11 protein-coding genes (1 of these 11 running past the window's edge) are annotated in these 10,316 nt (G+C 72.6%); 4 read left to right on the top strand and 7 right to left on the bottom strand.

All coding sequences use genetic code 11. From position 1 onward, the window contains the following. The 3 genes from O7599_RS32260 to O7599_RS32250 form a co-directional block, all read left to right on the top strand. A protein-coding gene (locus O7599_RS32260; protein ID WP_281619141.1) for a sporulation protein crosses the window boundary here: on the top strand, positions 1-259 show its 3' end. It extends 524 nt beyond the left edge of the window; 259 of the gene's 783 nt are visible here — the last part of the coding sequence; the start codon falls outside the window, past its left edge; its stop codon occupies positions 257-259. Positions 260-393: 134 nt separating this feature from the next. Continuing rightward, on the top strand, positions 394-933 hold the full coding sequence (locus O7599_RS32255) for a YbhB/YbcL family Raf kinase inhibitor-like protein (RefSeq protein ID WP_281619140.1): 540 nt from the start codon (positions 394-396) through the stop codon (positions 931-933). Between the two features lie 83 nt (positions 934-1,016). Continuing rightward, positions 1,017-1,544, top strand: a complete 528-nt coding sequence (locus tag O7599_RS32250) for an HNH endonuclease (RefSeq protein ID WP_281619139.1) — start codon at positions 1,017-1,019, stop codon at positions 1,542-1,544. Positions 1,545-1,656: 112 nt separating this feature from the next. Here O7599_RS32250 and O7599_RS32245 read toward each other — a convergent pair whose 3' ends face one another. From O7599_RS32245 to O7599_RS32235, 3 genes are all read right to left on the bottom strand, one after another. Next, the gene (locus O7599_RS32245) at positions 1,657-2,619 is read right to left on the bottom strand and encodes an SPFH domain-containing protein (RefSeq protein ID WP_281619138.1); all 963 of its coding nucleotides are present in this window, start codon (positions 2,617-2,619) and stop codon (positions 1,657-1,659) included. Positions 2,620-2,713: 94 nt separating this feature from the next. Beyond that, entirely contained in the window at positions 2,714-3,142 is a 429-nt protein-coding gene (locus tag O7599_RS32240; RefSeq protein WP_281623607.1) for an NfeD family protein, read from the bottom strand. Between the two features lie 45 nt (positions 3,143-3,187). Continuing rightward, complete coding sequence (locus O7599_RS32235) at positions 3,188-3,985, bottom strand: ABC transporter ATP-binding protein (RefSeq protein ID WP_281619137.1); 798 nt, start codon at positions 3,983-3,985, stop codon at positions 3,188-3,190. Positions 3,986-4,099: 114 nt separating this feature from the next. Between O7599_RS32235 and O7599_RS32230 the strand changes: the two genes are divergently transcribed. Next, positions 4,100-4,897, top strand: a complete 798-nt coding sequence (locus O7599_RS32230) for a hypothetical protein (protein ID WP_281619136.1) — start codon at positions 4,100-4,102, stop codon at positions 4,895-4,897. A gap of 205 nt (positions 4,898-5,102) precedes the next feature. Here O7599_RS32230 and O7599_RS32225 read toward each other — a convergent pair whose 3' ends face one another. The 4 genes from O7599_RS32225 to O7599_RS32210 form a co-directional block, all read right to left on the bottom strand. Continuing rightward, positions 5,103-5,348, bottom strand: coding sequence for a chaplin (locus O7599_RS32225; RefSeq protein ID WP_281619135.1), 246 nt, complete (start codon positions 5,346-5,348; stop codon positions 5,103-5,105). 165 nt (positions 5,349-5,513) lie between these two features. After that, positions 5,514-6,209, bottom strand: coding sequence for a response regulator transcription factor (locus tag O7599_RS32220; protein WP_281619134.1), 696 nt, complete (start codon positions 6,207-6,209; stop codon positions 5,514-5,516). Continuing rightward, a complete protein-coding gene (locus O7599_RS32215) occupies positions 6,202-7,305 on the bottom strand; it encodes a GAF domain-containing sensor histidine kinase (RefSeq protein WP_281623606.1) in 1,104 nt (367 codons plus the stop codon). The genes O7599_RS32220 and O7599_RS32215 overlap by 8 nt, the downstream gene beginning before the upstream one ends. Before the next feature lie 230 nt (positions 7,306-7,535). Beyond that, positions 7,536-10,118 (bottom strand): FHA domain-containing protein, encoded by a 2,583-nt coding sequence (locus O7599_RS32210; RefSeq protein WP_281619133.1) that lies wholly within the window; start codon positions 10,116-10,118, stop codon positions 7,536-7,538. Positions 10,119-10,316 lie beyond the last annotated feature (198 nt).

Here is a 10,316-nt window from a genome sequence, read left to right as displayed (position 1 = left end):
GCTGCCGTTCTACCAGGAGATCGAGTTCTACGCGCCGCAGCAGTACCGCGGCCTGACGGCCGTGGAGCTGACGTTCCTCGCCGACGGGCACCAGATGGACGTGGTGGTGGAGATGGACAAGAAGCCGGGGCTGTTCACGGACGGCGGCGACTCGTTCCGGAAGTTCCAGGTGGGGCTCACAGACTTCCAGGAGACCGACTGGAGCGCGTACCTGGGCCAGTGGATCTCCGAGGTGGGGTCGCGGCGCAACTGGTTCTGAGCCGCCCGTCGTGTGGCGGCGGCGCCCCGGCCCCTGCTCGTTAGGCTGACGCCGTGGCGGGCGTACCGCGTGTGCGCGTGTGCGCGTACCGCCACGTCGTGTCCCTGTGTCACAGCCACCCGGAGGTGTCTCACGTGCCCGAGCAGAACCGGCCGCCGCTGCCCCACGACTTCCATCCCGCGGTGCCGTCGTTCACCGTCACCAGCGACGACGTGAAGGAGGGCGCTCCCCTGCCGGACGCGCAGATCGGGGCGAAGGGCAATACTTCGCCGCAGTTGCGCTGGTCGGGGTTCCCGGAGGGGACCAGGAGCTTCGCCGTCACCTGTTACGACCCGGACGCGCCGACCGGCAGCGGGTTCTGGCACTGGTCGGTGTTCGACATCCCGGCGTCCGTGACAGAGCTGCCGGCGGGCGCGGGCACGGGGGACATGGCCGGGCTGCCGCAGGGCGCCGTGACCGTGCGGAACGACGCCGGGACCCACGACTTCACAGGTGCGGCGCCGCCGCCCGGTGACGGCGAGCACCGGTACGTGTTCACGGTGTACGCGGTGGACCAGGAGAAGCTGGGTCCCGACGCGGCGGCGACACCGGCCGTCGTGGGCTTCAACCTCCGCTTCCACACCCTCGCGAGGGCCCGGCTCATCGGCACGCACGAGGAGCCCGCGGCGGGCTGAAATTGCGTTGTCGCGGCTGATCTCCCGGGGCACAGTGGAGCCACCTCGCCGCTCGGTGAGGCGAGTCGGGAGGTGTGACCGGGATGCGCGAGACGCTGGTGCTCAACGCGAGCTTCGAGCCGTTGTCGACGGTGTCGCTCCGCCGTGCGGTGGTGCTGGTGCTCCAGGACAAGGCCGTCGTCGAGCAGGCGCACTCCGGCATGCGGCTGCGGGCGGCGAGCGTCGAGCTTCCGGTGCCCCAGGTGATCCGGCTGTGCCGGTACGTGCGGGTGCCGTTCCGAAGACGGGCGCCGTGGTCGCGCCGGGGTGTGCTGGTACGTGACCGGCACCGGTGCGCGTACTGCGGCCGGCGTGCGACGACCGTGGACCACGTCGTGCCGCGCGCGCTGGGCGGCGCCGACACCTGGCTGAACACGGTGGCGTCCTGCGCCGCGGACAACCACCGCAAGGCGGACCGGACGCCGGAGCAGGCGGGGATGCGGCTGCTGCGGCGGCCGTTCGAGCCGACGCCGGCGGACGCGCTGCTGCTGGCGCTGGGGGTGCGCGAGCGGGAGCAGTTGCCGGACTGGCTGGCGGTGTCGGAGGGCCGCGAGGTCCCGGTCGCCGCCTGAGTTCCGGCGCGTGCGTGCCCCGCCCGTGCGGTACGCGGAGAGCCCGCCCCCGGTCGTTGAAACGACCGGGGGCGGGCTCGTGTCGTACGACGTGCGTGCGCGGGCGCGGGGCCTACTCCAGCGGGGGCTGCTCGCGGTAGGTGGGGGCCTTGCGGGTGTTCGCCTTGGGGGCGGCGGCTGCGTCGCCGCCGGTGGGCGAGGGCGGGCCGAAGTTCCCCAGGGCGCCGCCGAGTCCCTTCAGGGCATCGCCGATCTCGCTGGGCACGATCCAGAGCTTGTTCGCGTCGCCCTCGGCGATCTTCGGCAGCATCTGCAGGTACTGGTACGACAGCAGCTTCTGGTCCGGGTCACCGGCGTGGATGGACTCGAAGACCGTGCGGATGGCCTGCGCCTCGCCCTCGGCGCGCAGCGCCGCGGAGCGGGCCTCGCCCTCGGCGCGCAGGATCGCGGCCTGCTTCTCGCCCTCGGCGGTGAGGATCTCGGACTGCCGGACGCCTTCGGCGGTGAGGATCGCGGCGCGCTTGTCGCGGTCGGCGCGCATCTGCTTCTCCATCGAGTCCTGGATGGAGGTGGGCGGTTCGATGGCCTTCAGCTCGACGCGGTTGACGCGGATGCCCCAGCGGCCGGTGGCCTCGTCGAGGACGCCGCGCAGCGCGGCGTTGATCTCCTCGCGGGAGGTCAGGGTGCGCTCCAGGTCCATGCCGCCGATGATGTTGCGCAGGGTGGTGACGGTGAGCTGCTCGATGGCCTGGATGTAGCTGGCGACCTCGTAGGTGGCGGCCCGGGCGTCGGTGACCTGGTAGTAGATGACGGTGTCGATGTTCACCACCAGGTTGTCCTGGGTGATCACGGGCTGCGGTGGGAACGGCACGACTTGTTCGCGCAGGTCGACGCGGTTGCGGATGGTGTCGATGAACGGCACCACGATGTTGAGGCCGGCGTTGAGGGTGCGGGTGTAGCGGCCGAAGCGCTCCACGATGGCCGCACTGGCCTGCGGGATGACCTGGATCGTCTTGATGAGTGCGATGAAGACGAGCACCACCAGGATGATCAGGACGATGATGATCGGCTGCATGCTGCTCCCCGGTTAGTGATCCAATTGTGCGGCCCAGCCGCCGAGTGTGGCAGAACGGCCTTGCCCGTAAGGGCTCTTCCGGTCACCTGACGGCTCACATGACGACGGCGGTCGCACCGTCGATGTCCACGACATCGACCTGCCGGCCGGGCTCGTAAACCTCGCCCGCGTCGAGCGCCCGTGCACTCCACACCTCGCCGGCGAGCTTGATGCGCCCCCCTGAGCCGTCGACGCGCTCCAGCACCACCGCCCGTCTGCCCTTGAGGGCGTCGACGCCCGTCGCCGCTCCGCCCTGGCTTCGGTGGCGGCGCGCCACGGGTCGGACGGCCGCGATGAGGGCGGTCGAGACGACCGCGAAGACGATCACTTGTACGGTGAGTCCGCCCCCCAGGGCGGCCGTCACGGCGGCGGCGACCGCGCCGACCGAGAACATGCCGAACTCCGGCATGGCGGTCAGCACCAGGGGAATGCCCAAGCCTACGGCGGCGATCAGCCACCACACCCATGCGTCCACGGGTCCAATGCTATTGCGGGGCAAGGGATTCGGGACAGATGCCCGGGGCGGCGGCTACGCCTTGGACATCGGGAGGCCCTGGGCGGTCCAGCGGTCGCCGGCGCGGTCGAGGACGAGCGGGAGGCCGAAGCAGAGCGAGAGGTTGCGGGAGGTCAGTTCGTCCTCGATGGGTCCGGCGGCGAGGACCTTGCCCTGCCGGATCATCAGCACGTGCGTGAACCCGGGGGGAATCTCCTCGACGTGGTGCGTCACCATGATCATCGAGGGCGCGTACGGGTCGCGGGCCAGCCGGCCGAGGCGGCGTACGAGGTCCTCGCGGCCGCCGAGGTCGAGTCCCGCGGCCGGCTCGTCGAGGAGGAGCAGTTCGGGGTCGGTCATCATGGCGCGGGCGATCTGGGTGCGCTTGCGCTCGCCCTCGGAGAGGGTGCCGAATCTGCGCTCCAGGTACTCGCTCATGCCGAGGCGGTCGAGGAACGCCTTGGCGCGGTCCTCGTCGACGGCCTCGTAGCTCTCCTGCCAGGTGGCGGTCATGCCGTACGCGGCGGTGAGGACGGTCTGCAGGACCGTCTGGCTCTTGGGCAGCTTCTCGGAGAGCGCGGCGCTGGCCATGCCGATGCGCGGGCGGAGCTCGAAGACGTCGACGCTGCCGAGCTTCTCCCCGAGGACCTGGACGGTGCCCGTGGACGGAAAGAGATAGCTGGAGGCGATGTTCAACAGTGTGGTCTTGCCCGCGCCGTTGGGGCCGAGGATGATCCACCGCTCGCCCTCCGCGACCGACCAGGAGACCTGTTCGACCAGAGCCCTGCCGTCGCGGACCACCGATACGTCCACCAGCTCCAGTACATCGCTCATGAGCGTGCCGTCTCCCCTTGCAGTGTCGGTCCTCGTACGCGGTGCGCGCCTGCGACACCGCCCCAGGGCAAACCTACGCCACGCGATGTCGGACCCGGTCCGTAGGCTGGTGCCATGCTCGAAGAACCACGTTCAGGCCGACTGGCGGCCTGGGGAAATGCCCTGCTTTCCGGGCACATCTCGCCCGACGAGGCCGCGGAGCGCATCGTCGCGGACGACGCCGGGCACCGGGTGGCGGGGCTGTCGGAGGAGGAGTCCGCCGAGGGGGTGGGCCTGACGATGGCGCTGGGGCGGCTGCGGGCGCTGGGCGCGAAGGGTCTGCGGGTGGCGCTGCCGGTGCCGGGGCATCCGCTGGGTCTCTCCGGGCCGCCGGAGTTCAACGCGGCGGCGCTGGACGCGGGCGAGGCGGTGCTGGTGACCGGAGGGCCGCCGCAGGGGCTGGTGCCGGAGGTCTGGTCGGTGGGGCCGGAGGGGGACGAGGTGGTCCGGGTGCGGTGGCGGTGCCTGCCGGTGCGGGAGGCGCCGCCGGCGGACGTGCCGTCGCTGGGCGAGGCGGAGCGGGAGCTGGCGGAGGCGATGCGGGAGGCCACGGAGGTGCTGTCGCGGCTGGACGTGGCGGGTTCCGGGCCGGTCGCCGAGGCGGCGCTGGCGGCGTACCGGGCGCGGGCGGAGCGGGGGCGCGAGGTGCTGGCGCCGGGGTATCCGCCGCGGGCGGTGCGGGTGCTGGAGCTGGCGCAGCGGGTGGGTGCGCTGGTGGACATCGCGCGGGATCCGGGCGAGGGGCACGGGGCGGCGGTCAGCGCGGGGCAGATAGCGGCCCGCGGCGAGGCGCTGCGGCCGCTGGAGCGGACGGCACGGCGGGCGCGGGTCGCGGCGTACAACGCGTTCGTGGAGGAGCTGGAGCGCGGGTGAGGTGCGCGGGGCCGCGGCGGCGCGTACGCCCCGGGGCCCGGGGGCCGCTGCGCAACGGCTGAGGAGTCCGGCGGGACACACCGCGGCGGCCTGAGCCCGCCGTTCGGCGCCGTGGGCGGCGATCGTACGAACGCCGGGGATACGCCGGACCGGCCCGCCGGGCGGTGCCCGGGGGCCGGTTCCGGTGCCGGCAGACCGCTGGTCGTCAGCGGTTGATGCAGAGGTTGCCGAACGCCGGGTTCAGCGCGCCGATGAAGCTGCCGGTGTTGCCGCAGGCGTTCCCGGGCATGTGCACCGGCATCTGGCCCAGGTTCCCGGAGCCGAGGCCCGGGGAGCCGACGGCCGTGCCCTGGGCGCCGGCGCCGCTCTGCGCGACGGCCACACCCGCGCCGGCGACGGCCAGGCCGCTCGCGGCGATGGTGAGGGCTGCCGCCCGCTTCAGGTTCCTCATGAGATTCCTCCTCGCGTCGGCCGCGGCGTGTGCCGCGGCATGCCATGGAGAACGCGGGGGGCGCGGCGCGGTTGCGCCGATCAGGCGACATCTACACGACAGTATGAATCTCGGATCGGAGGACGACGTTCCGCAACGCCGGGCCGAGGGCCGCCGGTCGGCGTCTCAGCCGCTCACGCCGTGGCGTACGGCCCAGAGAGCGGCCTGCGTCCGGTCGGCGAGGTCCAGCTTCATCAGGATGTTTGACACGTGCGTCTTGACGGTCTTCTCCGAGACCACGAGCGCGCGGGCGATCTCCCGGTTCGAGCGGCCGTCCGCGATCAGCGCCAGCACCTCGCGCTCGCGGTCCGTCAGCGTCGTCCCCCGCCCCTGCGCGGGCCCTCCGCCAGCCTCCGGCGCCAGCAGCGCCCCGGCGACGTCCGGCTGCAGCAGCACGTGCCCGGCGTGCACCGAGCGGATCGCCTTGGCCAGCGCCTCGGGGTCGACGTCCTTGTACACGTAGCCCGCGGCGCCCGCGCGCAGCGCGGGGACGACGGTGCGCTGCTCGGTGAAGCTGGTGATGACCAGCACGCGCGCCGCGCTGCCGGACTCGCGGATCCGGCGCAGCGCCTCGATGCCGTCGGTGCCGGGCATCTTCACGTCCATCAGCACCACGTCCGGCACCAGCTCCGCGGTACGGGCCACGCCCTCGTCGCCGTCGGCGGCCTCGCCGACGACCTCGATGTCGTCCTGCACCTCCAGGAAGGTGCGCAGCCCGCGCCGGACGACCTGGTGGTCGTCGACCAGCAGCACCCGGATCCGGCCGGGCGCGTCCGTACCCTCCGGGTCCTCGGTCCGCCGCTTCTCGTCCGCCTCAGCCACCGGGCACCTCCATCTCGATCACGGTGCCCTGCCCGGGCGCCGACTGGACGGTCAGACCGCCGCCGACCCCGGCGGCCCGGTCGCGCATGGACACCAGGCCCAGGTGGCGGCCGGCGGAGCGCACGGCCTCCGGGGCGAAGCCCCGGCCGTCGTCGCGCACCCGCAGCCGCGCGCCGCGGCCGTGCCGGGTGAGGGCGACCTCGACCAGGCCGGCGTCGGCGTGCCGCAGCGCGTTGTGCAGCGCCTCCTGCGCGACCCGCAGCAGCGCCTCCTCCTGCGCCGCGGGCAGGGCGCGTACCTGCGCGGAGGTGAAGGTGACGCGGGCGCGGTGGGCCCGGTCGAGCACCTGCACCTGCGTCGCCAGGGTGGCCACCAGGCCGTCGTCGTCCAGGGCCGCGGGGCGCAGCTCGACGACGGCGGCGCGCAGCTCGTCGGCGGCGTCCGCGGCGAGCCGCGCGACCTGCTGCAGCTCGCCCTTGGCGCGGGCCGGGTCGCGGTCGACGAGGGCGGCGGCGGCCTGTGCGGTCAGGCGCAGCGAGAAGAGCTTCTGGGAGACGGCGTCGTGCAGCTCGTGTGCGATACGGGCGCGCTCGCCGGCGATGGTCAGCTCGCGGCTGCGCTCGTACAGGCGGGCGTTGGTCAGCGCGATGGCGGCGTGGTCGGCGAGGGTACGCAGCAGGGCCTCGTCCTCGGCGCCGAAGCGGCAGCCGTCGGGGGCGGGCGGTTCGTCCGGCTCGCACTGCTTGTTGGCGAGGAAGAGCGCGCCGAGTACCTCCTCGCCGTCGGCGATGGGGGCGCCGACGAAGTCCCGCAGCCGCGGGTGGGCGCTGGGCCAGCCGCCGAAGCGGGGGTCCTTGCGTACGTCGCCGAGCCGCACCGGCTCGGCTTCCTCCAGCAGCGCGGCGAGGATGCCGTGCTGGCGGGGCAGCGGGCCGATGGCCTTCCACTGCGCGTCGCTGACGCCGTCGACGACGAACTGGGCGAAGCCGCCGTGGTCGTCGGGCACGCCCAGGGCGGCGTACTCGGCCTGCAGCAGCTCGCGCGCGGACGCCGTGATCGTCTGGAGCACGTCGCGGACCTGGACCTGCCGGCTCATGGCGAGCAGGGCGCGGCTGACCGCTTCGAGTCCGGCGGCGGGGCCGGCGGCGGGGGTGGACACGCTCCTCACGCTACCCGCCGGGCCGATCCCCGTGATCCAGCCGCGGACGGGGCCCGCGTCAGCCCTCGGTCCTAGGCCGCTGTGCGGACCGGACCCCGGGCGGCGCACACGGCAGACGGGCGGCACCCCGGGCCGGGGTGCCGCCCGTCCGGCGGTCGGGGTGCGGGTCAGCGCATGACCTCGGGCTCGTGCTTGCGCAGCAGCCGGGCGACGAGGAAGCCGCAGAGCACGCCCATGACGAGGAGCACGCCGATGTTCAGCATGTACGTGCCCGCCGTGTGCTCCCACAGCGTGTCCGTCTCGCCGCTGTCCCACGGCAGCAGCACGTTCAGGTCGGCCGTCGAGCCCATCGCGGCCACCGCCCAGCGCGACGGCATCAGCCAGGCGAGCTGCTCCACGCCCGGGGTGCCGTGCAACTGGAACAGCACGCCGGTGAAGACCACCTGCACGATGGCGAACATCACCAGCAGCGGCATGGTCATCTCGGAGGTCTTCACCAGCGACGAGATGATCAGGCCCACCATCATCGACGTCAGGCCCAGCGCGGTGACGCTGATCGCCAGCTCCGCCGCCGGCAGGTCGGTGAGGATCACGCCCTCCTCCGGCAGCTTGTTGCGGCTGAGGACGCCGATGGCGCTGATGACGCCGCCCTGGAAGATGGTGATCACGCCGAGGACGAGGACCTTGGACATCACGTACGCGGAGCGGGAGAGGCCGACCGCCCGCTCTCGCTCGTAGATCACCCGTTCCTTGATCAGCTCACGCACCGAGTTCGCGGCGCCGGAGAAGCAGGCGCCGATCGCGAGGATCAGCATGATCGTGCCCGCGTCCCTGTTGATCAGGTGGATCTTCTGCGGGCCGTAGCCGAGCCCGAACTCGGCCGGGATGACCATGCTGACGACGCCGAGCACCACCGGCAGGATGATGGTCAGCGCGATGAAGAAGCGGTCGGAGGCCAGCACGGAGACGTACCGTCTCATCAGCGTCCAGAGCTGCGGCATCCAGCCCTGCGGCTTGGACGGGCGGAGCATCTGCGGCGGCTGCATCGCGACGGGCTGCGGGGCCACGGCGTCGATGTCGGCTGCGTACATCTGGTAGTGCTGGGAGCCCTGCCAGCGGGCCTTCCAGTCGTAGTCGCGGTAGTTCTCGAAGGCGGAGAAGATGTCGGCCCAGGTCTCGTAGCCGAAGAAGTTCAGCGCCTCCTCGGGCGGGCCGAAGTACGCCACGCCACCGCCGGGGGCCATGACCAGCAGCCGGTCGCAGAGCGCGAGCTCGGCGACGGAGTGGGTGACGACCAGGACCGTACGGCCGTCGTCGGCCAGCCCGCGCAGCAACTGCATGACGTCGCGGTCCATGCCCGGGTCGAGGCCCGAGGTGGGCTCGTCCAGGAAGATCAGCGACGGCTTGGTGAGCAGCTCCAGGGCCACCGAGACGCGCTTGCGCTGGCCGCCGGAGAGCGAGCTGATCCGCTTCTCCTTGTGGATGTCGAGCTTCAGCTCGCGCAGCACCTCGTCGACGCGGGCGGCGCGCTCGGCCTCCGCGGTGTCGCCGGGGAACCGGAGCTTGGCGGCGTAGCGCAGGGCGCGGGTGACGGTGAGCTGGGTGTGCAGGATGTCGTCCTGCGGCACCAGCCCGATGCGGTGGCGCAGCTCCGCGAACTGCTTGTAGAGGTTCCGGTTGTCGTAGAGGACTTCGCCGACGTCCGCGGGGCGGTAGCCCGTCAGCGCCTTCAGGAGCGTGGACTTGCCGGATCCCGACGGGCCGATGACGGCGACCAGGCTCTTCTCGGGCACGCCGAAGGAGACGTTGTCCAGGATGACCTTGCCGCCGTCGACCTTCACGGTCAGGTGGCGGGCCGAGAAGCTGACCTCACCGGTGTCGACGAACTCCTCGAGCCGGTCCCCGACCAGCCGGAAGGTGGAGTGACCGATGCCGATGATGTCGTCCGGGCCGATGGGCCGCCGGCCGCGCTGCGGCAGTTGCTCACCGTTGACGTACGTGCCGTTGTGGCTGCCGAGGTCGACGATCTCGGAGCGGCCGTCGGGCGTGGACCGGAACTCCGCGTGGTGGCGCGAGACCTGGAGGTCGGAGACGACCAGCTCGTTCTCCAGCGCACGGCCTATGCGCGTGACGCGGCCCAGCGAGAGCTGGTGGAACGTCGTGGGGCTGCGGTCGCCGTAGGCCGACGGACCGCCGCCACCGTGGCCCGCGCCGGCGGCGGCGGGCGGGCGCTGCGGCGCGGAGTGCTGCTGCGGCACGTACGGCTGCTGCTGGGGCGGCAGGCCGGCCGGCGGCCCCTGGAACGGGGGGCCCTGGGGCGGAGGCCCCTGCGGGGGGCCGCCCCAGGCGCCGGCGCCGGGCGCGTGCTGCGGCGGCGCGACCTGCTGGGCGCCGGGCGGCGGCTGGGCCATCGCGGTCTGCGCGCTGTACACGTCCGGAGCGGCGGCGGCGGCGCCGGCCGGCGCGGAGAGCCGCAACTGCGGTCCGTCGGTGGCGTTGCCGAGATACACGACCGAGCCGGGGCCGACCTCGATCTGGTGGACCCGCTGGCCCTCCACGTACGAGCCGTTGGTGCTGCCGACGTCCTCGAGCAGCCAGCTACGGCCGCCCCACCGGAGGCTGGCGTGCCGCCAGGAAACCCTGGCGTCCTCCAGCACCACGTCCCCCTGCGGATCCCGCCCGACGCGATAGGCGCGTGCCGGGTCGAGAGTCCACGTCTGTCCGTTCAGTTCAAGTACGAGTTCAGGCACTCCATGCCCCACAAAGTTGTCCCCCGAGGTGCCCCTTGCACGGCACCTGACTTCCACAGGCCCGTAAGGAGTCTAGGGATGGCGAACATCCTGAGGAACTATTTCAGTAACAGTCGCTTCACGAAAACGCGGGTCACGGGACGAGACGGAACTTGGACGTCCGCTTGCCGCCCGCTCCCGGGTGCTTCGCGCCCGTTG

The sequence above is a fragment of the Streptomyces sp. WMMC500 genome, assembly GCF_027497195.1.
Taxonomy (GTDB): domain Bacteria; phylum Actinomycetota; class Actinomycetes; order Streptomycetales; family Streptomycetaceae; genus Streptomyces.
The sequence above is the reverse complement of the archived record's forward strand: the minus strand, read 5'-3'. Positions and strand labels throughout refer to the sequence as shown.

What these genes read in the sequence shown, in the direction of transcription:
- O7599_RS32235 (WP_281619137.1), bottom strand. Translation starts at nt 3,985, where the DNA reads ATGAGCGATGTACTGGAGCTGGTGGACGTATCGGTGGTCCGCGACGGC.
- O7599_RS32250 (WP_281619139.1), top strand. Translation starts at nt 1,017, where the DNA reads ATGCGCGAGACGCTGGTGCTCAACGCGAGCTTCGAGCCGTTGTCGACG.
- O7599_RS32215 (WP_281623606.1), bottom strand. Translation starts at nt 7,305, where the DNA reads ATGAGCCGGCAGGTCCAGGTCCGCGACGTGCTCCAGACGATCACGGCG.
- O7599_RS32225 (WP_281619135.1), bottom strand. Translation starts at nt 5,348, where the DNA reads ATGAGGAACCTGAAGCGGGCGGCAGCCCTCACCATCGCCGCGAGCGGC.
- O7599_RS32245 (WP_281619138.1), bottom strand. Translation starts at nt 2,619, where the DNA reads ATGCAGCCGATCATCATCGTCCTGATCATCCTGGTGGTGCTCGTCTTC.
- O7599_RS32230 (WP_281619136.1), top strand. Translation starts at nt 4,100, where the DNA reads ATGCTCGAAGAACCACGTTCAGGCCGACTGGCGGCCTGGGGAAATGCC.